The 24,361-nt window shown below is 67.7% G+C and carries 26 protein-coding genes; 9 read left to right on the top strand and 17 right to left on the bottom strand.

Features of this window, described 5'->3' with window-relative positions; translation table 11 throughout:
* Nucleotides 1–22 precede the first annotated feature (22 nt).
* From ggt to rsmD, 5 genes are all read right to left on the bottom strand, one after another.
* Nucleotides 23–1,753, bottom strand: coding sequence for a gamma-glutamyltransferase (gene ggt, locus AC5P9C_RS14195; protein WP_343542492.1), 1,731 nt, complete (start codon nt 1,751–1,753; stop codon nt 23–25).
* On the bottom strand, nt 1,750–2,031 hold the full coding sequence (locus AC5P9C_RS14190; protein WP_010484376.1) for a YfhL family 4Fe-4S dicluster ferredoxin: 282 nt from the start codon (nt 2,029–2,031) through the stop codon (nt 1,750–1,752). Before AC5P9C_RS14190 ends, ggt begins: the two co-directional genes overlap by 4 nt.
* A 132-nt stretch (nt 2,032–2,163) precedes the next feature.
* Nucleotides 2,164–2,655: a hypothetical protein gene (locus AC5P9C_RS14185; RefSeq protein WP_005409092.1), complete on the bottom strand. Its 492-nt coding sequence runs from the start codon at nt 2,653–2,655 to the stop codon at nt 2,164–2,166.
* A 60-nt stretch (nt 2,656–2,715) separates the two neighbouring features.
* Nucleotides 2,716–3,225, bottom strand: a complete 510-nt coding sequence (gene coaD / locus AC5P9C_RS14180) for a pantetheine-phosphate adenylyltransferase (protein ID WP_005416145.1) — start codon at nt 3,223–3,225, stop codon at nt 2,716–2,718.
* A gap of 26 nt (nt 3,226–3,251) precedes the next feature.
* The gene (gene rsmD / locus AC5P9C_RS14175) at nt 3,252–3,830 is read right to left on the bottom strand and encodes a 16S rRNA (guanine(966)-N(2))-methyltransferase RsmD (protein WP_343542490.1); all 579 of its coding nucleotides are present in this window, start codon (nt 3,828–3,830) and stop codon (nt 3,252–3,254) included.
* 646 nt (nt 3,831–4,476) lie between these two features.
* On the opposite strand from rsmD, the gene htpG reads away from it, so the two are divergent.
* Nucleotides 4,477–6,366, top strand: coding sequence for a molecular chaperone HtpG (gene htpG / locus AC5P9C_RS14170; protein WP_049468731.1), 1,890 nt, complete (start codon nt 4,477–4,479; stop codon nt 6,364–6,366).
* Nucleotides 6,367–6,455: 89 nt separating this feature from the next.
* On the opposite strand, the gene AC5P9C_RS14165 is transcribed toward htpG, so the two are convergent.
* On the bottom strand, nt 6,456–6,755 hold the full coding sequence (locus tag AC5P9C_RS14165; protein WP_049468732.1) for a flagellar basal body protein: 300 nt from the start codon (nt 6,753–6,755) through the stop codon (nt 6,456–6,458).
* Nucleotides 6,756–6,884: 129 nt separating this feature from the next.
* On the opposite strand from AC5P9C_RS14165, the gene ftsY reads away from it, so the two are divergent.
* From ftsY to AC5P9C_RS14150, 3 genes are all read left to right on the top strand, one after another.
* A complete protein-coding gene (gene ftsY / locus AC5P9C_RS14160) occupies nt 6,885–8,183 on the top strand; it encodes a signal recognition particle-docking protein FtsY (protein WP_495205188.1) in 1,299 nt (432 codons plus the stop codon).
* Between the two features lie 82 nt (nt 8,184–8,265).
* On the top strand, nt 8,266–9,390 hold the full coding sequence (gene mutY, locus AC5P9C_RS14155) for an A/G-specific adenine glycosylase (RefSeq protein WP_414615231.1): 1,125 nt from the start codon (nt 8,266–8,268) through the stop codon (nt 9,388–9,390).
* Between the two features lie 5 nt (nt 9,391–9,395).
* Complete coding sequence (locus AC5P9C_RS14150; protein WP_019661206.1) at nt 9,396–9,665, top strand: oxidative damage protection protein; 270 nt, start codon at nt 9,396–9,398, stop codon at nt 9,663–9,665.
* Nucleotides 9,666–9,739: 74 nt separating this feature from the next.
* Here the strand turns inward: AC5P9C_RS14150 and AC5P9C_RS14145 are convergent, their stop codons facing one another.
* From AC5P9C_RS14145 to AC5P9C_RS14100, 10 genes are all read right to left on the bottom strand, one after another.
* Nucleotides 9,740–10,189: a DUF6491 family protein gene (locus tag AC5P9C_RS14145; protein WP_049468738.1), complete on the bottom strand. Its 450-nt coding sequence runs from the start codon at nt 10,187–10,189 to the stop codon at nt 9,740–9,742.
* 107 nt (nt 10,190–10,296) lie between these two features.
* Nucleotides 10,297–11,010 carry a lipoprotein-releasing ABC transporter ATP-binding protein LolD gene (lolD, locus tag AC5P9C_RS14140; protein WP_049407617.1) on the bottom strand — a complete coding sequence of 238 codons (714 nt, stop codon included), beginning with the start codon at nt 11,008–11,010 and terminating at the stop codon, nt 10,297–10,299.
* Nucleotides 11,003–12,244, bottom strand: a complete 1,242-nt coding sequence (locus AC5P9C_RS14135) for a lipoprotein-releasing ABC transporter permease subunit (protein WP_049468740.1) — start codon at nt 12,242–12,244, stop codon at nt 11,003–11,005. The genes lolD and AC5P9C_RS14135 overlap by 8 nt, the downstream gene beginning before the upstream one ends.
* A 23-nt stretch (nt 12,245–12,267) precedes the next feature.
* Nucleotides 12,268–12,717, bottom strand: coding sequence for a hypothetical protein (locus tag AC5P9C_RS14130; RefSeq protein ID WP_049468742.1), 450 nt, complete (start codon nt 12,715–12,717; stop codon nt 12,268–12,270).
* Nucleotides 12,668–12,916, bottom strand: a complete 249-nt coding sequence (locus AC5P9C_RS14125) for an FAD assembly factor SdhE (protein WP_004153155.1) — start codon at nt 12,914–12,916, stop codon at nt 12,668–12,670. The genes AC5P9C_RS14130 and AC5P9C_RS14125 overlap by 50 nt, the downstream gene beginning before the upstream one ends.
* A gap of 98 nt (nt 12,917–13,014) precedes the next feature.
* Entirely contained in the window at nt 13,015–13,800 is a 786-nt protein-coding gene (locus AC5P9C_RS14120) for a succinate dehydrogenase iron-sulfur subunit (RefSeq protein ID WP_005409079.1), read from the bottom strand.
* 66 nt (nt 13,801–13,866) lie between these two features.
* Nucleotides 13,867–15,657 carry a succinate dehydrogenase flavoprotein subunit gene (gene sdhA / locus AC5P9C_RS14115; RefSeq protein ID WP_053463388.1) on the bottom strand — a complete coding sequence of 597 codons (1,791 nt, stop codon included), beginning with the start codon at nt 15,655–15,657 and terminating at the stop codon, nt 13,867–13,869.
* 31 nt (nt 15,658–15,688) lie between these two features.
* Nucleotides 15,689–16,075 (bottom strand): succinate dehydrogenase, hydrophobic membrane anchor protein, encoded by a 387-nt coding sequence (gene sdhD, locus AC5P9C_RS14110; RefSeq protein ID WP_005409077.1) that lies wholly within the window; start codon nt 16,073–16,075, stop codon nt 15,689–15,691.
* Complete coding sequence (gene sdhC, locus AC5P9C_RS14105; RefSeq protein ID WP_005416132.1) at nt 16,072–16,464, bottom strand: succinate dehydrogenase, cytochrome b556 subunit; 393 nt, start codon at nt 16,462–16,464, stop codon at nt 16,072–16,074. The genes sdhD and sdhC overlap by 4 nt, the downstream gene beginning before the upstream one ends.
* Before the next feature lie 56 nt (nt 16,465–16,520).
* Nucleotides 16,521–16,691: a DUF1674 domain-containing protein gene (locus AC5P9C_RS14100; RefSeq protein WP_074726105.1), complete on the bottom strand. Its 171-nt coding sequence runs from the start codon at nt 16,689–16,691 to the stop codon at nt 16,521–16,523.
* A gap of 39 nt (nt 16,692–16,730) precedes the next feature.
* Between AC5P9C_RS14100 and ygfZ the strand changes: the two genes are divergently transcribed.
* The gene (gene ygfZ / locus AC5P9C_RS14095; RefSeq protein ID WP_164083335.1) at nt 16,731–17,603 is read left to right on the top strand and encodes a CAF17-like 4Fe-4S cluster assembly/insertion protein YgfZ; all 873 of its coding nucleotides are present in this window, start codon (nt 16,731–16,733) and stop codon (nt 17,601–17,603) included.
* 103 nt (nt 17,604–17,706) lie between these two features.
* Here ygfZ and AC5P9C_RS14090 read toward each other — a convergent pair whose 3' ends face one another.
* Complete coding sequence (locus AC5P9C_RS14090) at nt 17,707–18,789, bottom strand: ABC transporter ATP-binding protein (protein WP_049468752.1); 1,083 nt, start codon at nt 18,787–18,789, stop codon at nt 17,707–17,709.
* A 352-nt stretch (nt 18,790–19,141) separates the two neighbouring features.
* Here AC5P9C_RS14090 and zwf point away from each other — a divergent pair, with 352 nt between their 5' ends.
* The 4 genes from zwf to edd are packed head-to-tail and all read left to right on the top strand — an operon-like array spanning nt 19,142 to nt 24,276.
* Complete coding sequence (gene zwf, locus AC5P9C_RS14085; RefSeq protein WP_057493828.1) at nt 19,142–20,578, top strand: glucose-6-phosphate dehydrogenase; 1,437 nt, start codon at nt 19,142–19,144, stop codon at nt 20,576–20,578.
* Nucleotides 20,575–21,582 (top strand): glucokinase, encoded by a 1,008-nt coding sequence (gene glk / locus AC5P9C_RS14080; protein WP_049468755.1) that lies wholly within the window; start codon nt 20,575–20,577, stop codon nt 21,580–21,582. Before zwf ends, glk begins: the two co-directional genes overlap by 4 nt.
* Nucleotides 21,579–22,301, top strand: coding sequence for a 6-phosphogluconolactonase (pgl, locus tag AC5P9C_RS14075; RefSeq protein WP_049468757.1), 723 nt, complete (start codon nt 21,579–21,581; stop codon nt 22,299–22,301). Before glk ends, pgl begins: the two co-directional genes overlap by 4 nt.
* 58 nt (nt 22,302–22,359) lie before the next feature.
* Nucleotides 22,360–24,276: a phosphogluconate dehydratase gene (gene edd / locus AC5P9C_RS14070; protein ID WP_053463391.1), complete on the top strand. Its 1,917-nt coding sequence runs from the start codon at nt 22,360–22,362 to the stop codon at nt 24,274–24,276.
* Nucleotides 24,277–24,361: the final 85 nt, after the last annotated feature.

Below are 24,361 nucleotides of genomic sequence, written 5' to 3'. Positions count from 1 at the left end.
GCCAGTGGCCGGCACGGCGGGATCAGCGCGCCGGCACAACCTGGGCGCTGCCCACCGGGTTGCGGGGGTCGCTGCCGCCGAACAGCTTGTTCGCCTTGCGGTCCCATTCCACGGTCTGCAGGTTGCCCCACACGTGGCTGGAACCGCGGCCACCGGCGGCAACGTCGCCGGGCAGGTCGATCTTGTGGCCCATGGCCTGCAGCTGCTTCACCGTCGCCGCGTCGAACGCATCGTCCTCGGCTTCGATCAGGTCCGGCAGCCACTGGTGGTGGTAGCGCGGCAGCGCGGCAACCTGCTGCGCATCCAGCCCGGCGTCGTAGCCCAGGATGCCCAGCAGCACCATGGTGATGATGCGGCTGCCGCCCGGCGTGCCCAGCACCACCACCTTGTCGGCGTTCTCCATGAAGGTCGGGGTCATCGAGCTGAGCATGCGCTTGCCTGCCTTCGGTGCGTTGGCCTCGTAACCCATCACGCCGAACGCATTGGGCGTGCCCGGCTTCAGCGCGAAGTCGTCCATCTCATTGTTCAGCAGCACGCCGGTGCCCTTGGGAATCAGCCCCGAGCCGTACAGCAGGTTGACGGTCTGGGTGGCGCCGACGCGGTTGCCATCGTGGTCGATGATCGAGAAGTGCGTGGTCTCGTCATCTTCCAGCGGCGTGGGGTTGCCGGACAGCAGGTCGCTGGGCGTGGCCTTCTCCGGGTGGATGGTGGCACGCAGGCCCTGCGCGTAGTCCTTGCTGGTCAGCACCTTCTGCGGGATCTGCACGAAGTCCGGATCGCCGAGGAAGAACGTGCGGTCACGGTAGGCGCGGCGCATCGACTCCACCACCAAGTGGGTGCGGTGCGCCGGGTCCATCTTCCTGATATCCCAGCCTTCCAGGATCTGCAGCATGCTGGCCAGCGCGATGCCGCCGGACGACGGCGGCGGCGCGGTGGTGATCTTCCAGCCGTTGTAGTTGAATACGATCGGCTCGCGCTGCTTGACCCGGTAGCCGGCCAGCTCTTCAGCGGTCCACTTGCCGCCGGCCTGCTTCACGCCGGCCAGCAGCAATGAACCGGTCTGGCCCTTGTAGAAGCCGTCGAATCCGCCGGCAGCCAAGCGCTCCAGCGTCTGCGCCAGCTCCGGCTGCTTGAACAGGTCACCGGTGGCGATCGGCTTGCCGTTGCGCAGGTAGACCTCCCGCGTGCCGGGATAGCGCTCCATCACTTCACGCCGCGACGCATAGCCCTTGGCCATGCGCTCGTACACCGGGAAGCCTTCGCGCGCGATGCGGATGGCCGGTTGCAGCGAGGCCGACAGCGGCAGCTTGCCGTGCTTGGCCGACAGCTCGACCAGCGCTGCGGGCAGGCCCGGGATGCCGGCCGACCAGGCGCCGTTGACCGAACGATCCCGGTCCAGGTTGCCCTGCTTGTCGAGGAAGGCCTGCGGGGTCGCGGCGGCCGGGGCTGTCTCGCGCGCATCCAGCATCACGTCCTTGCCGGTGGCCGCGTCGTGCAGCAGGAAGAAGCCGCCACCGCCCAGCCCGGAGCTGATCGGCTCGACCACCGCCAGCGTGGACGATACCGCCACCGCCGCGTCGAAGGCGTTGCCGCCCTGCGCGAGGATGTCGATGCCGGCCTGGGTGGCCAGCGCGTGGCCGCTGGCAATGGCCGCGCCATCGGGGCGTTCGGCACGGGCCGGGCCGTCGGCCCAGGCAACCGGGCTCAGCAGCAGGCCGAGCAGCAACAAGCGGCGGACGATCAGCGTCTTCATTCGGATGGGGGCTCCGCGTAGAGTTCGGGGTGATCGTGCTGCAGTTGGCGCAGCTTGGCCAGCAGCTGGTCTTCCGTTTCCACGATCTCCGGATCCGGGTCGATGCACTCGACCGGGCAGACGACCACGCACTGTGGCTCGTCGAAATGGCCCACGCACTCGGTGCAGCGGGCAGGGTCGATCACGTAGATGGTTTCACCCATCGAAATGGCCTGGTTCGGGCAGGCCGGCTCGCAGACGTCGCAGTTGACGCAGAGCTCGTTGATTTTCAGCGACATGGCGATACTCCTCGCCCGCGCCTTGGGACAAAGGACCGGCCAGCGCGGGCGCGCGGGCCGGTCAGGTCATCAGCGGCACCCTTGCGGGGCGCCGCCCGGGCCATGCCGGGGCATGGCCGCCATGGCTCGGTATTACTTGGCTTCGACGAAAATGTACTCGGCGCCGGTCGGCTGGATCGCCGCCTGCACGCGGGCGTTGTCGGCCGACTGGCCGATGAAGACGACGCGCACGCCCTTCATCGAATCCGGCGACACGTCCTTGAACACGGCCTGGATCATGTCAGCCATCTTGCCCGAGGCCGACGAACCGAAGGCCAGCATGTTGCCCGGCTGCACGCCACGGGCCACGGCCTGGGTCGCGCTCTCGGTCTGGCGCTCGTACTTGGCCTGGAAGTCCGGGTCCGATTCCGGGGACAGGTAGTACAGGAACGGGCTGTTGGTGATGTTGCCCATGTTCTGGATCGCCACTTCCTGCAGGTACTTCTTCCAGCCTGCATCGTCATCCTTGGCCGGAGCGACCAGGGCCTGCTTGGCTTCGTCGACCGGAGCGGCCTCTTCCTTCTTGCAGGCGGTGAAGGCCAGGGCCAACGAAGCGATCAGCATCGCGCGCATGGTGGTGTTCATGGGTTTCCTCCCGGAGTGGTGCGTGGTGGTGTACGTAATGGGGTGCGGATACAGCGGGGCTTACGACTGTGCCGCCTTCGCTTCGCGGACCTTGCGCAGGGCTTCGAGCACCGCGGCCGGCACGAAACCGGACACGTCGCCGCCCAGGCGCGCGATCTCGCGGACCAGCGAGGACGAAATGAAGCTGTGCTGCTCGGCCGGGGTCAGGAACAGGGTCTCGACCTCGGGGATCAGGTGGCGGTTCATGCTGGCCATCTGGAACTCGTACTCGAAGTCGGACACCGCGCGCAGGCCGCGCAGCAGCACCCCGCCCTGGACCGAACGTACGAAATGGGCCAGCAGCGTGTCGAAGCCGATGACCTCGACATTGCCGTGATGGGCCAGGGCGCCACGTGCCAGCTGCACGCGCTGTTCCAGCGGCAGCGCCGGGCCCTTCGACGGGCTTTGCGCCACGCCGACCACGACCTTTTCAAACAGCGGCGCAGCCCGGCTCACCAGGTCGATATGGCCGTTGGTGATCGGGTCGAACGTGCCGGGGTAGACGGCGATGCGGCGGTTGGCCACGGTCATGGGCGGTAGCAGATGTTCAGATGAGGTCAAAGTGTAGCAGTGGCGCGGCGGTACAGGGCAAAGCGCACCTCGCGGGTGCCGCCCTCCCGGTGCAGCAGCCAGTCCGGCGGCAGCACCGGCACGTGGCCGGCCGGCGATTCCAGGTACAGCCAGGCATCGGCGGACAGGTGCCGCGGCAGCTGGGCCAGTACGTCCTGCCACAGGCCATCGGCAAACGGCGGGTCGATGAACACCAGGTCGGCCTGCTGCGCCGGCGCGCCCTGCAGCCAGCGCAGGGTGTCGGCCTGCACGACGGTGATCTGGTCCGCGGCCTGCAGCTTGGCCACGGCGGCAGCCAGGTTGCGTCCCAGCTGCGCATCGCGCTCGACCAGGGTGGCGTGGGCGGCGCCACGCGAGACCGCCTCCAGGCCGAGCGCACCGCTGCCGGCGAACAGGTCCAGCACCCGCGCACCACCCAGCTTGGGCATCAACCAGTTGAACAGGGTCTCGCGCACGCGGTCGCTGCTGGGCCGAAGGCCTGGCAGGGTCGGCACCGGTAGGCGGGTGTTGCGCCAGCGCCCGCCGATGATGCGGACCTGGCCGTCGTTGCCCCCACGGCCGCTCATCGGCGCCCCCGGCGGGAGGTATTCGAGAAATTCAGCATGAGCGGGATTGTAGTTCGGCCGGGCTTTGCCCGGCACCCGCAGAGGCCGAAGCAACAGCCAGAGCAACGGCAAAAGCTGGTTTCCTGTGGGTAGGCGGGGTGGGCCAGGTTGTGGGGGACGCCGTAAACCCGTCCATGGGGGCTTGGCCGCGGCATCCATGCCGCGGACACCCCCACAACCTGACCCACCCCGCCTTCGACAGTTTCCTGCGATCTGTCGGAACAACTCTTGGGGTCAGATCCGTTTTCCTGCGGAAAACGGATCTGACCCCAGATTTATTTCGATATCTGACAGATGTGTCGACCAAGGTCGACACCTACCAACAGCCGAGTGAACCTGTCAGAGGCGGGGCGGTGTGGGTTGGCAGGACCGTTGGCGCCATGGATGGCGCCATCGAGCCCCCATGGATGGGTTCACGGCGTGTCCTGCCAACCCAGACCGCCCCGCCATCCCACGGATAGCTCGCTGTTGCTGTTGCTGTTGCATCGGCCTCTGCAGGTGCAGGGCTGCAAGCCCTGCCGACCAACCCCTTGATTTCGGGACAATCACCCCTACCCCTTGGCGAGGCCGCACGCGCTGGCGCGGCATTGCAAACGGAGCCTTATCGATGACCGAGACGACCCAGACCGAAACCCTTGGCTTCCAGACCGAAGTCAAGCAGCTGCTGCAGCTGATGATCCACTCGCTGTACTCCAACAAGGAGATCTTCCTGCGCGAGCTGGTCTCCAATGCCGCCGACGCCGCCGACAAGCTGCGCTTCGAGGCCCTGACCCAGCCAGCCCTGCTGGAAGGTGACAGCGAGCTGCGCGTGCGCGTCAGCTTCGATCCCACCGCCCACACCATCACCATCGAAGACAACGGCATCGGCATGAGCCGCGCCGAGGCCATTACCCACCTGGGCACGATCGCCAAGTCCGGCACCGGCGACTTCCTGCGCCAGCTGTCCGGCGACCAGAAGAAGGATTCGCAGCTGATCGGCCAGTTCGGCGTCGGCTTCTACAGCGCCTTCATCGTTGCCGACGAAGTGGAAGTGACCTCGCGCCGCGCCGGGCTGCCTGCCGGCGAAGGCGTGCGCTGGACCTCGCGCGGCGAAGGCGATTTCGAGGTGGCCACCGTCGACAAGGCCGAGCGCGGCACCCGCATCGTGCTGCACCTGAAAGACGGCGAGCACGACTTCGCCGACGGCTGGCGCCTGCGCAGCATCCTCAAGAAGTACTCGGACCACATCGGCCTGCCGATCCAGATGCCGAAGGAAGGCGAAGAAGGCGCCGCCGTCGAGTGGGAGACCGTCAACCGCGCCAGCGCACTCTGGACCCGTCCGCGCACGGAGATCAGCGACGCCGAATACACCGAGTTCTACAAGCACGTGGCGCACGACCACAGCGACCCGTTGGCGTGGAGCCACAACAAGGTCGAAGGCAAGCTGGAGTACACCTCGCTGCTGTACGTGCCCGGGCGCGCGCCGTTCGACCTGTATCACCGCGATGCCCCCAAGGGCCTGAAACTGTACGTGCAGCGCGTGTTCGTGATGGACCAGGCCGAACAGTTCCTGCCGCTGTACCTGCGCTTCATCAAGGGCGTGGTCGATTCCAACGACCTGTCGCTGAACGTCTCGCGCGAAATCCTGCAGTCCGGCCCAGTCATCGATTCGATGAAATCGGCGCTGACCAAGCGTTCGCTGGACATGCTGGAGAAGCTGGCCACCGACAAGCCCGAGCAGTACGCCACGTTCTGGAAGGAATTCGGCCAGGTGCTGAAGGAAGGCCCGGCCGAGGACTACAACAACCGCGAGAAGGTGGCCGGGCTGCTGCGCTTCGCCTCCACCCGCGGCGACGGCGATGCGCAGACGGTGTCGCTGGCCGATTACCTCGGCCGCATGACCGAAGGCCAGGACAAGATCTACTACCTCACCGGCGAGAGCTACAGCCAGGTGCGCAACAGCCCGCACCTGGAAGTCTTCCGCAAGAAGGGCGTGGAAGTGCTGCTGCTGACGGACCGTATCGACGAATGGTTGATGGGCTACCTGACCGATTTCGACGGCAAGGGCTTCGTCGACATCGCACGTGGCGACCTCGACCTGGGCGCACTCGAAAGCGAAGCCGACAAGCAACAGCAGGAAGCAGCGGCGAAGGAAAAGCAGGGCCTGGTCGAGCGCCTGAAGACGGTGCTCGGCGATGAGGTGGCCGAAGTGCGCGTTTCGCACCGCCTGACCGATTCGCCCGCGGTGCTGGCCATCGGCGAACAGGACCTGGGCCTGCAGATGCGCCAGATCCTCGAAGCCAGCGGGCAGAAGGTGCCGGAAAGCAAGCCGGTGCTGGAGATCAACCCGGGCCACCCGCTGATCGCCAAGCTCGACGCCGAAGCCGATGGCGCGCGCTTCGACGACCTCGGCCGGGTGCTGTTCGACCAGGCCGCGCTGGCCGCCGGTGACAGCCTGAAGGACCCGGGTGCCTATGTGGCCCGCCTGAACAAGCTGCTGCTGGAACTGTCGGCCTGACCGACAGGGTGGCGCCGGGCATGGCCCGGCCTACCCGGCGATGCTCTGGTAGAGGCCAACCTTGGTTGGCGCCTACCGAGACGGGCTGATCAAACCTCGCGATCCAGCAGCGAACCCAGCATCTGGTCCTGGCGGCGGATGACCGCGGCATTGGCGGCGAAGGCCACTACTTCGGCCTTGGCCGCCAGCAGATCGCCCAGGGGGGCGCCCGGATCGGGGGCGGTGCTGGTCACCGCCGTCGCCACCCCGCCCTGCGCCACCGCATTGCGCTGCAACTGCAGGCGCTGCGCATCGGGGGTGGACAGGTTGGCCACGTTGTGCGCGGCTACCTGCATGCCCTGCTGGGCCGCGCGCATGCCACCCAGAGCGGTTCCCATCACGTTGTCCATGGCGGTCTCCGGGCCGCACGCCGCAGCCCTCCTGACCGGTTAACGGCCGGCACGCCGCGACCTTGAGTCCACATCGGCCCGACAGGCCCGAGTGGTAGCATATCCCCCTGATTTCAGCGCCTTTTGCCAATGCTCAGTTTTTTCCGCCGCAAGAAGCCCCAGGACGCCGCCACACCGGACGCGCCCAAGACCCAGCACTACTCGGCTGAAGAGCTGGCGGCGGCGTTCCCGTCAGCCGCCCCGGTCGAAGACGCGCCCACCACTGCGGTGGCCGAAGCCGTAGCACCGGTACCCGTGCCGGAACCGGCCCCCGTCGCGGTACCGGCGCCGGTCACCGAAGTGCCCGCCGTGCCGGCTGCGCAACCGGTCATCGCGGCCGAGGATGTCCAGGCCGAAGCGCTGGCCGCCGCCGCCGTGCTGGCCCCGCTGGCTCCGGTCGTTCCGGCCGCGGAGCCGGCCGCCCCGGCCGCCGATCTGCCGGCGCTGGTCGATGCCCCGCCCGCCCCGGCCGGCAAGCCCGGCTGGCGCGAACGCCTGCGCAACAGCGTCATCGCGCGCAGCTTCGGCGGCCTGTTCTCGCGCAATCCCAAGCTCGACGACGACCTGCTGGACGAGCTGGAGACCGCACTGATCACCGCCGACGTCGGCGTAGGTGCCACCACCGACCTGGTGGAAGGGCTGCGCAAGCGCATGAAGTCGCGCGAGTTCGCCGACGCCAATGCGCTGCTGGCTGCGCTGCGCGCCGAGCTGATCGCGATCCTGCAGCCGGTGGCCAAACCGCTGGTGATCGACCGTGCTGCCAAACCCTTCGTGGTGCTGACCGTCGGCGTCAATGGCGTCGGCAAGACCACCACCATCGGAAAGCTGGCCAAGCGCTTCAAGGATGACGGCCACAGCCTGATGCTGGCCGCCGGCGATACCTTCCGTGCCGCTGCCGTGGCCCAGCTGCAGGCCTGGGGCGAGCGCAATGGCGTGGCCGTGGTCGCGCAGGGGCAGAACGCCGATGCCGCGTCGGTGGCGTTCGACGCGCTGCAGGCCGGCAAGGCACGCGGCACCTCGGTGCTGATCGCCGACACCGCCGGTCGCCTGCACACCCAGTCCGGCCTGATGAACGAGCTGGGCAAGATCCGCCGCGTGCTCGGCAAGATCGACCCCACCGCACCGCACGAAGTGCTGATGGTGATCGACGGCACCACCGGCCAGAACGCGCTGTCGCAGCTGCGCCAGTTCAATGCCGCAGTGAACGTGACCGGCCTGGTGGTGACCAAGCTGGACGGCACCGCCAAGGGCGGCGTGGTGTTCGCGCTGGCCCGCGAGTTCGGCATTCCGATCCGCTTCGCCGGCATCGGCGAGCGCCCGGAAGACCTGCGCGTGTTCGACCCGGAAGCCTTCGTCGATGCCCTGCTGCCCGAAGCGCTGGGCGCCTGATACACCGCGCCGCCACGCATGACGTGGCGCTACTGATATCTGGTAGCGCCACCCCATGGGTGGCTGCCTCTCTGGAACACCCATGCCCCGCCAGCCGCACGCCAGCGCCGGATCCCCGCACACCGACGACTTCGTCGCCCGCCTGCTGCACTGGTTCGACGACCACGGCCGCCACGACCTGCCCTGGCAGCATCCGCGCAGTCCCTACCGGGTCTGGCTGTCGGAGATCATGCTGCAGCAGACCCAGGTGGCCACGGTCATCCCGTACTTCCTGCGGTTCCTGCAGCACTTCCCGACCTTGCCCGACCTCGCCGCCGCCAGCAATGACGCAGTGATGGCGCAGTGGGCAGGGCTTGGCTACTACGCCCGCGCACGCAACCTGCATGCCGCCGCCAAGCGCTGCGTGGAACTGCACGACGGCGACCTGCCGCGCGATTTCGACGCGCTGCACGCGCTGCCCGGCATCGGTCGCAGCACTGCCGGCGCCATCCTCAGCCAGGCCTGGAACGACCCGTTCGCGATCCTCGACGGCAACGTCAAGCGCGTGCTCAGCCGCTACCACGGCATCGACGGCTTCCCGGGCCTGCCGGCCATCGAGAAGCAGCTATGGGCAATCGCCGAGGCGCACGTAGCGCAGGTGCCGGCCGGGCGCATGGCCGATTACACCCAGGCGCAGATGGATCTGGGCGCGACGGTGTGCAGCCGCGCCAAACCGGCCTGCGTGATCTGCCCGCTGCAGGACGCGTGCGTGGCGCGGCGCGAGGGCCGCACCGCTGAACTGCCCACGCCCAAGCCGGGCAAAACCCTGCCCGAGCGCGAAGCGGTGGCCCTGCTGCTGCGCGACGCCCAGCAGCGCGTACTGCTGCAGAAGCGACCGGACACCGGCATCTGGGCGCAGCTGTGGACGCTGCCGCAGGCCGAGGCCGGCAGCGTGCTGCAGGATTGGTTCGATGCGCACGTGGAAGGTTCGCTGGAAGACGCCGAGGCGCTGCCGGTGCTGCAGCACACCTTCAGCCACTACCGGCTGCACCTGCAGGTACTGTCACGGCAGGTAGACGGCCTGCGCGTGGAAGAACCCACGCTGCGCTGGGTCGCTGCCCACGAACTGCCTTCGCTGGGCCTGCCGGCACCGATCCGCAAGCTGCTCGACGGTGCCACGATCAGGACGCCGAAACGAAATTCCAAGAAACCCCGCAACCACGAGTGAGTGCCATGCCCCGAACCGTCTTCTGCCAGTACGAACAACGCGATGCCGAGGGCCTGGACTTCGTGCCCTACCCCGGCGAACTGGGCCAGCGCATCTTCAACAACATCGGCAAGCAGGCGTGGGCCGCGTGGCTTGCGCACCAGACCATGCTGATCAACGAAAACCGGCTGTCGCCGCGGACGCCGGAACATCGTGCGTTCCTTGAAGGCGAACTGGTCAAGTTCCTGTTCGAGAAGGACGCGGAAAAGCCGGCCGGCTTCGTTCCGGAAGCCTGACCCACAGGTAGTGCCGGCCGCTGGCCGGCAACTTGGCATCTGCGCGATGCCGGCCAGCGGCCGGCACTACCGCGCTAGTTCGTATTTTCCTCGCGCTCCTGCACCTGCGCCTGGCGCAGCTCCTGCTCGGAGGCACGCAGCGCCTTCACATCCAGCTTGCGGATGCTGTGGATGAAGCACGGCATGCGCGGGCCACCGGTCGGGTCACGCACCAGTACCTTGTCGAAGCGCGACGATACCCGGCCCATGCTGCTGGTGAGCCCGATGGCCGTGGCGTAGGGCAGGTCCGGGCACGGGCCGCTCAGTTCCAGCAGGTAGGCCTCGCTCGGCCGGGTCCACACCGCCAGCGCGCTGTCACCCAGTTCGGTCCAGCCATTGAGGCTGCCGAAGAAGGGCATGTCATTCTGCGGCGCGCCAGCATGGGCGCGGTACAGGCCGAGCTTTTCGGTGCTGCTGAGCCGGCCGGTGGTCGCACAGGCGGCCAGCGCCAGACAGAGTCCGGCAATCAGGAGCGGGGTCTTCATGGCGATCTCCTCGGGGAACCTGCCGCGATCATGCGCCGGCCGACGTGCGGCCGGCGCGATGGCAGGTATACCCGTTCAGGCACCGGGAGGCGGCCGTTGCCGGGCGCTCAGACGTCGGCGTGGGCGAGCGCGTGCAGGCGGCCTTCGCGCAGCTCCAGCACCCGGTCCAGCCGCCGCGCAAGGCTGCGGTCGTGGGTGACCAGCACGAGGCTGGTGTGACGGGCACGGTTGAGTTCCAGCATCAGCTCGAACACGGTGCCCGCGGTGCGGTCATCCAGGTTGCCGGTCGGCTCGTCGCCGAGCACGCAGGCCGGATGATTGACCAGCGCACGGGCCACTGCGGCACGCTGGCGCTCACCACCGGACAGCTCGCCGGGCTTGTGGTCCAGGCGATGTCCGAGGCCGACCGCTTCCAGCAGCGTGGTGGCCCGGCTGCTCGCTTCGGCCACGGCGGTGCCGGCCAGCAGCACCGGCATCATCACGTTTTCCAGCGCGGTGAACTCCGGCAACAGGTGGTGGAACTGGTAGACGAAGCCCAGCGCCTGGTTGCGCAGCAGGCCGCGCGCGGTATCCGACAGCGCCGACATGCGCTGGCCCGTGACGTACACCTCGCCTGCGGTCGGAACATCCAGCCCCCCCAGCAGGTGCAGCAGCGTGCTCTTGCCCGCGCCGGAGGCACCGATGATCGCCACCGTCTCGCCGGCGGTCACGGTCAGGTCCAGTCCATCGAACACCGGGGTCTGCATGCGCCCTTCGGCGTAGGTCTTGCCCAGTGCTTCGGCGCGGATCACTTCATCGCCACGGTTGAAGACCTTATTCATAACGCAGGGCCTCCGCCGGCTGGGTGCGTGCTGCCCGCCAGGCGGGATACAGGGTGGCCAGGAAGCTCATCAGCAGCGCGACCACGGTGATCGCCACCACGTCGCCGGTCTGCATGTCGGTCGGCAGGCCGGTGATGTAGTACACATCCTCCGGCAACAGCTTGACGTTGAACACGCGCTCGATGGCGCCCAGGATGCGCTCCAGGTTGAGAGTCAGCGTGATGCCGCCGATCAGGCCGGCCAGCGTGCCGAAGATGCCGATCAGCGAACCCTGCACCATGAACACCTGCATCACCCCGCCCGGGGTCAGGCCGAGGGTGCGCAGGATGGCGATGTCGGCCTGCTTGTCGGTCACCAGCATCACCTGCGAGGACACCAGGTTGAAGGCACCCATGGCGATGATCAGCGACAGCAGGATGCCCATCACCACCTTCTCCATGCGCAGCGAGTGGTAGAGGTTGGCGTTCTGCTGCGTCCAGTCACTCACGCGGTAGGCCCCCCCCAGGCTCTGCGCCAGGTCCACGCCCACTTCCAGCGAGCGGTCCATGTCGTGCAGTTTCAACCGCACGCCGGTGGCACCGTCGCTGCGCAGCACGCGCTCCAGGTCCTGCATGTTGGCGAAGCCGACGCCCCGGTCGACCTCGTTGTAGCCGGCCTCGAAGATGCCACTGACGGTGAAGCGTTTCATCCGTGGCACCGCACCGGCAGGCGTGCCCTGCACTTCGGCAAATGTCACCAGCACCTGGTCACCGACATCGACGCCGAGCCAGATCGCCAGTTCCTTGCCCAGCAGCAGGTTGAAGCTGCCCGGCGTCAGGCTGGCATAGCTGCCCTTGGTGACCTTCTTGTCGATCACCGAAACCTTCGGCTCCAGCGCCGGATCGATGCCCTGGATGATCGCACCCTGCACGCGCGGGCCGCTGATCATCGACTGGATCTCGATATACGGCGCGGCACCGGCCACGCGCGGATCCTTGCGGGCCACGTCGACCACGCGCATCCAGTCCGGCATCGGCTCGCCGTCGCGGCTGATAGTGGTGTGCGCGGTCATCTGCAGCAGGCGGCTGCGGATTTCCTTCTGGAATCCGCTCATCACCGCCAGCGTGGTGATCAGCACCGTAACGCCGAGCGCGATGCCCAGGATCGATGCCATCGAAATGAAGGAGATGAAGCCGTTGCGGCGCTTGGCGCGCAGGTAGCGCAGGCCGATGGCCACGGGAATGGGTTTGAACATGCAGGCACGCCGGTCAATTCAGCTTATGGTGCCATTGACCGGGCCCGACGGGAAACGCTGCGTGCGGCCACGGCCAGTCGCAGTTCACGTCGCTGCCCGGAATCGAGCACATCCGGCCAGAACAACAGGCGCTGGCGCCTGCCGCCCTCACGCCAGAGCAACAACAGCCAGGGGCCGCGTACGATCAGCCGCGGCGCATCGATGCCCTGCCCGCCCACCTGCAGCGGCTTCGGAGGCAGGGGCAGAAGCAGCTGCGTGCGTGGCCGGCGCTGGCGCCAGGCCAGCTCGGTGCCCCCGGCGCCCCAGGCCAGCAACACCGCGGGCATCAGCAGTTGCGGCGGCAGATCCGATGCGCGCAGCAGCCAGGGCGCGGCCAGCAACACCGCCAGCTGGGCGGCGGCCTGCAGCCGCGAGGGACGCCACTCAAGGCTTGAGGGCGAGGATCTTCTGCATGAGGGGGATCGCGTGCGCATGCGGGCAGGCCTCGTAGCCCATGAACCAGCGCCACAACTTATCGTCCTCGCAGTCGAGCAGGAACAGGAAAACTTCGCGTTCTTCGGTCGGCGCAGTACTCCACTCCCGGTCCAGGTAGCGGCCGAACAGCTGGTCCAGTTCGCGCATGCCGCGTCGGCAGCGCCAGCGCAGCTTCTTCAGCAGAACATCTTCTTCCATCGTGTTTCTCCAGATACAGCAAAGCCACGCATGGCGTGGCTCTACTGGGGTGGCACAGCCACGCGTCGCGTGGCTCTACCAGATACCGCCGGGCCTGGTCAGGCGCGGCGTTCCATCATCAGCTTCTTGATCTCGGCGATCGCCAGCGCCGGGTTCAGGCCCTTCGGGCAGGTCCGGGCGCAGTTCATGATGGTGTGGCAGCGGTAAAGCTTGAACGGGTCTTCCAGATCGTCCAGGCGCGCACCGGTGTCCTCATCACGCGAGTCGATGATCCAGCGGTAGGCCTGCAGCAGGATCGCCGGGCCCAGGTAACGCTCGCCGTTCCACCAGTAGCTCGGGCAGCTGGTCGAGCAGCAGGCACACAGGATGCACTCGTACAGGCCGTCCAGCTTCTTGCGGTCTTCCGGCGACTGCAGGCGCTCGCGGTCCGGCGGTGCCGGGGTCTGGGTACGGATCCACGGCTTGATCGACGCGTACTGCGCGTAGAAATGGGTCAGGTCCGGAACCAGGTCCTTGACCACGTTCATGTGCGGCAGCGGGTAGATCGGCACTTCCTTCTTGCCACAGTCCGAGATGGCTCGGGTGCAGGCCAGGGTGTTGGTGCCGTCGATGTTCATCGCGCACGAACCACAGATACCCTCGCGGCACGAGCGGCGGAAGGTCAGGGTCGGGTCGATCTCGTTCTTGATCTTGATCAGGGCGTCCAGGACCATCGGGCCACAGGCATCCAGATCGACTTCATAGGTATCGGTGCGCGGGTTGCTGTCGTCGTCCGGACTCCAGCGGTAGATCTTGAAGGTGCGCACGTTCTTGCCGCCGTTCTTGACGGGGAAGTGCTTGCCCTTCGTGATCTTGGAATTCTTGGGGAGTGAAAACTCGGCCATGGCTGCTCTCGTTGGCTCAGGCGGCCCGCGCCCGTGGGCGCGGATTGCATGGTAGGCGGGGTCGGATCAGTACACGCGCGGCTTCGGCGGCACCACGGACACGTCGTCGGTCAACGTGTACATGTGCACCGGACGGTAGTCGAAGCTGCACTTGCCCTTCTCGTCGACGCTGACCAGGGTGTGCTTCTGCCAGTTGACGTCGTCGCGGTCCGGATAGTCCTCGTGCGCATGCGCACCACGGCTTTCCTTGCGCTGTTCGGCCGAGTTGATCGTCGCCACCGCGTTGAGCAGCAGGTTGTTCAGCTCGTAGGTCTCGATCAGGTCCGAATTCCACACCAGCGAACGGTCGGAGACCTTCACGTCCTGGAACGAGTCGAAGATCTTGTCCATCTTCTCGCAGCCTTCCTTCAGCGTCTGGCTGGTGCGGAAGACCGCCGCGTCGGCCTGCATGGTGCGCTGCATGCGATCGCGGATGACCGAGGTCGGGGTATCGCCATTGGCGTGGCGCAGCTTGTCCAGCAGGCCCAGCGCCTTGTCGCAGGCATCGGCCGGCAGCGGCTTGTGCGATGCGCCCGGCTTGATGGTCTCGGCGCAGCGGTTGGCCACCGCACGCCCGAACACCACCAGGTCCAGCAGCGAGTTCGAGCCCAGGCGGTTGGCACCGTGCACGGACACGCAGGCCGCTTCGCCGATGGCGTACAGGCCCGGCACGACCGCGTTGTCGTTGTCACCGACCTTCTGCACCACTTCACCGTGGTAGTTGGTCGGGATGCCGCCCATGTTGTAGTGCACGGTCGGGATGACCGGGATCGGCTGCTTGTGCACGTCGACGCCGGCGAAGATGCGGGCGCTTTCGGCAATGCCCGGCAGCTTCTCGTCGATCACGCCCGGGCCCAAGTGGGTCAGGTCGAGCAGGATGTGGTCCTTGTGCTCGCCGACGCCGCGGCCTTCGCGGATCTCGATGGTCATCGAACGGCTGACCACGTCGCGCGACGCCAGGTCCTTGTAATGCGGTGCATAGCGCTCCATGAAGCGCTCGCCGCTGCTGTTGCGCAGGATGCCGCCTTCACCGCGGACACCCTCGGTGATCAGGCAGCCGGCGCCGTAGATGCCGGTCGGATGGAACTGCACGAACTCCATGTCCTGCATGGCGATGCCGGCACGCATGGCCAGGCCGCCACCGTCGCCGGTGCAGGTGTGCGCCGAGGTGGCGCTGAAGTACGCACGGCCGTAACCACCGGTGGCCAGCACCACGCCCTGGGCGCGGAACAGGTGCAGGGTGCCGTCGGACATGTCCAGGGCCAGCACGCCGCGGCAGGCGCCTTCCTCGTCGAAGATCAGGTCGAGCGCGAAGTACTCGATCATGAAGCGCGCGTCGTGCTTCAGCGACTGCTGGTACAGCGTGTGCAGCATCGCGTGGCCGGTACGGTCGGCCGCCGCGCAGGTACGCTGCGCCGCCGGGCCTTCGCCGTACTTGGTGGTCATGCCACCGAACGGGCGCTGGTAGATCTTGCCTTCGGCAGTGCGCGAGAACGGCACGCCGTAGTGTTCGAGTTCGATGATGGCCGGGATGGCCTCACGGCACATGTACTCGATGGCGTCCTGGTCGCCCAGCCAGTCCGACCCCTTGATGGTGTCGAAGAAGTGGTAGCGCCAGTCGTCCTCGCCCATGTTGCCGAGTGCGGCCGAAATACCGCCCTGGGCGGCAACGGTGTGCGAACGGGTCGGGAAGACCTTGGTCAGGCACACGGTCTGCAGGCCCTTGGCGGCCAGGCCGAACGTGGCGCGCAGGCCGGCACCGCCGGCGCCGACCACGACCATGTCGTACTTGTGTTCGGTGATCTTGTAAGCGGACATCTAATCTGGATTCCTGTGTAGGTGCCTGGGCTCAGGCAACGCCGAGGGCGATGCGGCCCACCGCAAACACACTGACGATCATGCCGAGCACGGCGACGAACTTCACCGCGGTCTGCAGCACCAGGGCCAGCAGCGATTCGTGGATGTAGTCTTCCAGCACGACCTGCATGCCGAGCTGCGCGTGCCAGAACATGGCGATCAGCAGGCCGATCAGCGGCACCGCGTTCCACGGCTTGGCCACGGCGGCGGCGGCGGTCGCGTAGTCCGAGCCGAGCAGGCCCAGCACGAAGACCAGGAACCAGATGCCCAGCACCACCAGTGCGGCGGCGGTCAGGCGCTGGTGCACGAAGTGCTCGGTGCCGGTCTTGGCCGAGCCCAGGCCGCGCACGTTCTTCAACGGGGTACGGAACTTGCTCACGCGGCACCTCCGAACATCACATAGGCCCACACCAGCAGGGTGATCACCAGGCTGCCGATGACCGACAGCCAGCTGCTGCGGATGAAGGCGGGGATGCTGAAACCAATGGCGAAGTCCTGCACGACGTGGCGGATGCCATTGCACAGGTGATAGGCGAACGACCATGTCCACGCGAACAGGAACACGCGGCCATACCAGGCCCCGGCATGGCCGGTGAAGCAGTTCCAGGACTCGGGCCCCATCATCAGGGCCAGCAGGCCGGCAGCGATGATGAGGGCACCAACAGACAGAAAGATGCCAGTGGCTCGATGCAGGATCGAGGTGGCCATCTGAATCTGCCAGCGATACACCTGAAGGTGCGGGGAAAGTGGGCGTTGTCTGGTCGCCATTCGCTGGGCTCGTTGTCTCGGCTGGGCGGCACGCGGCCGCGTTGGCTCAATGCTGATCAGAAATCGATGCAGCGTCCGTTTTTCTCCCAATCGCCATACCGCACCGGATCAAGTCCGCCGCGGCCGCCGAATTCCTCCACCTTTTCCTGTTCCACGGGCACGGGTGCCGCAGGGACCAGCGGGGCTTCAGATTCGTCGTCGGGAGTGGGGGTTGTTTGGCCTATCATGTTCGGTCTCGCAACGCACAAATTTTAGACCTCGTTCACGTGCCTGACAACCTGCCCCCTGCTTTCGTCGGATATCCGCGCCTGCCCGGCCACCAGCTGCTGAGCCTGCAGGGCCCGGATGCGGCCGTCTTCGCCCACGCCCAGTTCAGCAGCGATGTCACCGCCCTGCCCCTGCTGCACTGGCAGTGGAGCGCCTGGCTGAGTGCCAAGGGCCGCACCCTGGCGGTGTTCCAGCTGCTCCGGCTGGCCGACGATCACGTGATGCTGGTGCTGGCCGACGGCGATGCCGATGCGATTGCGTCGCAACTGCAGCGCTTCGTGTTCCGGCGCAAGCTGAAGGTGCTGCCGCGCGGCGACCTGGCAGTGGCCGGTGCGTTCACCGCGCCCGAGGCCGCCAGCGGCGCTGCGATCGCGCACGCCGGTGATGGCTGGGAACTGGACCTGGGCAGCGACGCCCTGCCGCGCACGCTGCGCATTGCCGCCGCTGATGCCTTCTCGACCGGCGGCGACGCCGACGAGGCCGCCTTTGCCCTGGCCTGGCGCCAGGCCGACCTGCGCTACGGCCTGCCGCGGCTGGAACACAGCCAGCGCGAAGTGTGGACCCCGCAGCAGCTCGGGCTGGACCGGCTGAACGGCTACAGCGTGAAGAAGGGCTGCTACCCGGGGCAGGAAATCGTCGCCCGCACCCATTTCCTCGGCAAGGCCAAGCGTGCAGTGCAGCTGCTGCATACCGCGGCCCCGGCACAGGCGGGCGATGGCGTGCAGCAGGACGGCGCGGCCCTCGGCACGATTGCCAGCGTAGCCGGCGAACTGGCCCTGGCGGTGCTGCCACTGGAGGCTGGCGACGCCGAGCTGCAGGTGGGTAATGCCATCGCGCAGCGCGTGCCGTTGCTGGATGGCCTGGCCCGCTGAAGCAGTCGGGGACCTGCACGGGTGAGTGCAGGAATGGTAGTGCCGGCCGCTGGCCGGCAACCATGCGGGGTTGAGGTTGCCGGCCAGCGGCCGGCACTACCCCTTACAGGCGCTCGCCGGTTTCCGCGTTGAAGAAATGCAGGCCCTGCGGGTGGATGGCCACCCGGATGTCTTCGCCCACGCCCGGCAGCGACTGCGGCGCCACGCGCATGGTCAGCGCGTGCTGGCCACTGCTCATGTTGACGAAGATCTCGTTGCCGACCGGTTCGATGCCTTCAATGCGCGCGATGAACGCGTGCGCGTCATCGGCAGCAGCAGGCTGCAGGTGCTCCGGGCGCACACCCACCGCGATCGGCTTCTGCAGCCACGCTGGATCGATCGTGGCCTGTCCCAGCGGCGCGCGCCATTCGCCGTCGACCACGGTCACGCCGCCGGCATCGCCCTGCAGCGTGCCGCGCAGCACGTTCATCGCCGGGCTGCCAAGGAAACCGGCCACGAACAGGTTGGCCGGGCGGTCGTACAGCGCCATCGGCGTATCGATCTGCTGGATGATGCCGTCCTTCAGCACCACGATGCGCTGGCCCAGGGTCATCGCCTCGACCTGGTCGTGGGTCACGTAGATCATGGTGGTGCCCAGCTTGCGGTGCAGCTGCGCGATTTCGGTGCGCACGCTGTGGCGCAGCTTGGCATCGAGGTTGGACAGCGGCTCGTCGAGCAGGAACACCGCCGGCTCGCGCACCAGCGCACGACCCAGCGCCACGCGCTGGCGCTGGCCACCGGACATCGCCTTGGGCAGCTTGTCCATCATCTCGGTCAGGCCCAGCGTCTGCGCCGCCTCGGCAATGCGCCTGTCGATGGTCGCCTTGTCATGTCCGCGCAGCTTCAGGCCGAAGGCCAGGTTCTCGGCCACGGTCATGTGCGGGTACAGTGCGTAGCTCTGGAACACCATGGCGATGTCGCGATCCTTCGGCGCCACGTCGTTGACCACGCGATCGCCGATGGTCAGCGTGCCACCGCTGATCTCTTCCAGGCCGGCCACCATCCGCAGCAACGTCGACTTGCCACAGCCGGACGGACCGACCAGCACCATCAGTTCGCCATCGGCGACCTCGAAGGTGGCGTCCTTCACCGCGACCTGGCCGTTGTCATAGACCTTGCGCACACCCTGCAACTGCACTTTTGCCATATCACCTATCCGGTCCGCCCGAAGCCGGGCTGTCTTTTGGGACTGCCTCGGCCCTCCCGATGGCAGTGATGATTGCGCGCTTGCCGCATGACGGCGAGCACTGCAATCGAATACAGTTGCCCATTCTGCCATGTAAACGTTTTCACGTGGCACTATCCGATGATCGGTGCGCACCGATCTGCGTCGGCGGTTGAACGAAGGTTCCGCCGAGGTGGTGGTTTCGAATGGAACGGTCTTCCAGTGCACCGGAGAACGCGCCCGACGAACCTCGGACAGGCAGTTGCGCGGATGTCCCCCGAACCCAGCCATGAAGCGATTGACAACGATGTCACCCGGATCTGAAACTCGAGCGATGCACGACACCCTCTTCCTGTTCGGTGCCACAGGTGATCTGGCCCAGCGCTACCTGTTCCCTTCGCTGCTTCGCCTGCTTGGCGACGGCCTGCTGCCGGAGGACTTCCGCATCCGTGCGCTGGCCCTGTCCGGGCATGACACCGAAGCCTTCCATGACATCCTGCGGCCGCGACTGCAGCAGGCCATGCCGATGGCCACGCAGGACGACATCGGCGCCCTGCTGCGCCGCATCGACTACCGCTCGGTGGACCTGCGCGACGTCGACTCGGTCGCCGCCGCGGTCGCCGACCTGGTGGACCGCAAGTGCGTCAGCTACCTGGCCATTCCGCCGGGCCTGTACATCTCCACCTGCGAAGGCCTGGCCAAGGGCGGCGCGCTCGCCGCGCCGGCACGGCTGATGCTGGAGAAGCCGATCGGCAGCGACAGCGAAAGCGCCGAGGAGATCATCAGCACCATCGGCCAGTGGATCGACGAGGACCGCGTGTTCCGCCTCGACCACTACCTGGGCAAGGCCGCGGTGCAGAACCTGATCGCGCTGCGCTTCGGCAACACGCTGCTGGAAGCGGTGTGGAACCGCAACTACATCGAATCGGTGCACATCCTGGTGGCCGAGAGCGAGGGCGTGGACGGCCGTGACGCGTACTACGCGCGCTCCGGCGCGCTGCGCGACATGGTGCAGAGCCACATCCTGCAGCTGCTGTGCATGGTCGCGATGGAACCACCCGCCTCGCTGGAAGCCGACCGCATCCGCGACGAGAAGGTCAAGGTGCTGCGCGCCCTGCGCCCGCTCGATGCCAGGCACGCCGCGCGTGACAGCATCCGCGGCCGCTACACCGCCGGCACCATCAACGGCCAGCCGGCGCAGGCCTACCAGCCGCCGGAAGGCAGCGACGTGGAAACCTTCGCCGGCGTCACCGCGCACATCGACAACTGGCGCTGGAGCGGCGTGCCGTTCCACCTGGTCACCGGCAAGCGCCTGCCCGAGCGCACCACCCGCGTGGTGGTCACGCTGAAGCCGGTCACCCACTGGCTGTTCGAGCGCCCGCAGCGCGCGCAGGCCGCACCGAACCGCCTGGTGTTCCAGCTGCAGCCGCAGGAGAACATCGAACTGGGCCTGATGAGCAGCCTGGCCGGCCCGGAATGGGGCGCGCTGGAACTGCATCCGCTGGAACTGGAACTGTCGGTGCCGACCGGCCTGCACCGCCGCATCGCCTACGAACGCCTGTTCCTGGACGCCTTCAACGGCAACCACACGCTGTTCGTGCGCGACGACGAAGTGCGTGCCGCGTGGGCGTGGATCGACAGCGTCGCCGACGCCTGGAAGGAGGCCAAGCTGCCGCTGGAACCCTATCCCGCCGGCCAGTGGGGCCCGAGCAATGCGGGCGAGTTCCTGCCGCAGGGCGTGGACGCGCCGGACAGCGGGGCCTCGGCATGAGTGCCACCTCGCAGCCGGTGCTGGTTGCCGACATCGGCGGCACCAACGCCCGCTTCGCCCTGGCCGACACCTCGCAGGACGCGCCGCTGCGGAAGGACAGCATCCGCGAATACGCGGTGGCGGAGTTCCCATCGCTCGGTGACGCGGCGCGCCACCACCTGGAACAGATCGGCGCCAGCGCAAGCCGCGGCGTGTTCGCCGTGGCCGGGCGCGTCGATGGTGACGAAGCGCGCATCACCAACCATCCGTGGGTGATCTCGCGCAGCCGTACCGCCGCGATGCTCGGTTTCGACGAGCTGCACCTGATCAACGATTTCGCCGCGCAGGCGATGGCGATTTCGCTGCTTCAGCCCGACGACGTGGTCCAGGTCGGCGGGGCTGCCTGGGTACCGGGCAAGCCCGGCCAGCCACGCAACTACGCGGTGATCGGGCCCGGTACCGGGCTCGGCGTCGGCGGCCTGATCATGCGCCACGGCCGTTGCTATCCGCTGGAAACCGAAGGCGGCCATGTCAGCTTCCCGCCGGGAACCCCGGAAGAGATCCGCATCCTGGAGATCCTGTCCGAGCAGTTCGGCCGCGTCTCCAACGAGCGCCTGATCTGTGGCCCCGGCCTGGTCAACATCCATCGCGCGGTGTGCGAGATGGCCGGCATCGACCCCGGCCAGCTGCAGCCGGTGGACGTGACCGCCCGCGCCCTGCACGGTGATCCCCAGGCCATGCGCACCGTGGATGTGTTCTGTGCCGTGTTCGGTGCCATCGCCGGCGACCTGGTGTTGACCCAGGGTGCGTGGGATGGCGTGTTCCTGACCGGCGGCCTGACCCCGAAGATGCTCGATTCGCTGCAGCACTCGGGATTCCGCCAGCGCTTCGAGCACAAGGGCCGGTTCTCTTCCATCATGGCGCGGGTTCCTTCGCTGGCCGTGATGCATCCGCATGCCGGGTTGCTGGGCGCCGCTGCCTATGCCGCCGACGCCGAACGTGACGCACCAGGAGTTGCCGCATGACCCCTACCCTCCACGACGACCGCATCGAGTTCATCCCGCACGGCGATGCCGATGGCTGGATCGAGGCGGTGGCCGCCGAGATGGCGCAGACGCTCAACCACGACATCAACGAGGTGGGGCGCGCCCGCATCCTGCTGTCCGGTGGCACCACGCCGGCGCCGGTCTACCAGGCGCTGGCCGAGCTGGACGTGCACTGGGACCGGGTGGAAGTGAGCCTGGCCGACGAACGCTGGCTGTCGCCACAGGATCGCGACAGCAACGCCTGGCTGGTGCGCGAAAACCTGCTCAAGCGTGCCGAGGGCGCCCACTTCGATCCGCTGGTGCGGATCGGCAAGCCGCTGCCCGAATGCGTTTACACCGCCAACCTGCAGGCCCAGCACAGCCAGCCGCCGAGCCTGGTGGCACTGGGCATGGGCAACGACGGCCACACCGCCTCGCTGTTCCCGGGCTCGAAGGACCTGGCCCGCGCACTGGAAAGCACCCTGCCCTATGCCGCGCTGGACGCCACCGGCTGCCCCGGGGCGAACCAGTGGCCACTGCGCATCACCCTGACCCCGCATGGCCTGCGCCAGTGCCGCCAGCGCCTGTTGCTGCTGCGCGGCAAGCAGAAGCTGCAGGTACTGCGCCAGGCGCTGGACAGCAACGACGCCCAGCAGTACCCGATCCTCAATGCGATCAACCTGGACGGCGCGCGCCTGCGCGTCCACTGGGCTGATTGACGTCGGCGGCGGTGTCCTGCCGCCGCTTGCCTCTCGCCACCTCGAACGCCGGTAGCCAATGAGCCTCCATCCGCAACTGCAAGCCATCACTGAGCGCGTCATCCGCCGCAGCGCCGCCTCGCGCGCCGCCTACCTGGCCGCGATCGACGCCTCGCTGCGTGATGGCCCGTTCCGCAGCCGCCTGAGCTGCGGCAACCTCGCCCACGGGTTCGCCGCCTGTGGCGGCACTGACAAGAGCCGCCTGCGCGGCGGGGTGACACCGAACCTCGGCATCATCACCGCCTACAACGACATGCTGTCGGCGCACCAGCCGTTCGAGACCTATCCCGAACAGATCCGTGAGATCGCCCGCGAGCTGGGCGCCACCGCGCAGGTGGCCGGCGGCGTGCCGGCGATGTGCGACGGCGTTACCCAGGGCCGCGGCGGCATGGAACTGTCGCTGTTCTCGCGCGATGTGATCGCGCAGGCCACCGCGATCGGGCTCAGCCACGACATGTTCGACAGCACCGTCTACCTCGGTGTCTGCGACAAGATCGTGCCGGGCCTGCTGATCGGTGCGCTGGCCTTCGGCCACCTGCCGGCGGTGTTCGTACCGGCCGGCCCGATGACCCCGGGCATCCCCAACAAGCAGAAGGCCGAGGTACGCGAGCGCTACGCCGCAGGTGAAGCCACCCGCGAAGAGCTGCTGGAAGCGGAATCTGCGTCGTACCACGGCGCCGGCACCTGCACCTTCTATGGCACGGCCAACTCCAACCAGGTGCTGCTGGAGGCGATGGGCGTGCAGCTGCCGGGGGCGTCGTTCGTCAATCCGGGCACGCCGCTGCGCGATGCGCTGACCCGCGAAGCCACCGAGCGCGCACTGGAGATCACCGCGCTGGGGGATGACTTCCGCCCGCTGGGCCGGATCATCGACGAGCGCGCGATCATCAATGCGGTCATCGCGCTGATGGCCACCGGTGGTTCGACCAACCACACCATCCACTGGATCGCGGTGGCGCGAGCGGCCGGCATCGTACTGACCTGGGATGACTTCGACGAACTGTCGCAGCTGATCCCGCTGCTGGCCCGCGTCTATCCGAACGGCGAAGCCGACGTGAACCGTTTCGCGGCCGCCGGCGGCCCGGCGTTCGTGTTCGGCGAGCTGATCAAGGCGGGCCTGATGCACGGTGACCTGGTCAGCGTCGCGCGTGGCGGCATGGCCGACTATGCGCGCGAGCCGCAGCTGCGCGACGGCCAGCTGGTCTATCTGCCGGGCCTGGAACGCAGCGCCGATGACGAGGTGGTGCGCGGCGTCGACAACCCGTTCGAGCACCAGGGTGGCCTGCGCCTGCTGCGCGGCAACCTGGGCAAGTCGCTGATCAAGCTGTCGGCGGTGAAGCCGCAGTACCGCACGATCGAGGCACCGGCGGTGGTGGTCGATGCGCCGCAGGTGCTGAACAAGCTGCATGCCGGTGGCCTGCTGCCGCAGGACTTCGTGGCGGTGGTGCGCTACCAGGGGCCGCGCGCCAACGGCATGCCGGAGCTGCATTCGCTGGCGCCGCTGCTGGGGCTGCTGCAGAACCAGGGCCGGCGCGTGGCGCTGGTCACCGACGGCCGGCTGTCCGGCGCCTCGGGCAAGATCCCGGCGGCCATCCACGTGACGCCGGAAGCCGCGCGTGGCGGTCCGCTGGCCAAGGTCCGCGAGGGCGACATGATCCGCCTCGATGGCGAAGCCGGCACCCTGGAGGTGCTGGTGGATGCGGCGGAGTGGGCGGCACGGCCACTGGCACCGAACACTGCGCCGGCGGCACATGACCTGGGCCGCAATCTGTTCGCGGTCAACCGGCGCGTGGTGGGGCCGGCCGACCAGGGCGCGATTTCGATTTCGTGCGGTCCGGCGGCGGCCGATGGCGGGCCGTGGGAATACGACGCGGAGTATGAGCTGGGGCACGATGCCGCAGCGGCGGCGGCGCCGCATGAGGCAAAAGACGCCTGAAGCGAAAAGCCGCGGCAGGCTTCCCGGCTTGGGCAGTAGAGCGCCCTGGCCGGGACACGCCGTTAACCCATCCATGGGGGCTCGG

The organism is Stenotrophomonas sp. YJH_SMC_10 (assembly GCF_059371555.1).
Note: the sequence above shows the minus strand (reverse complement) of the source record. Positions and strands in the feature narration are given on the sequence as shown.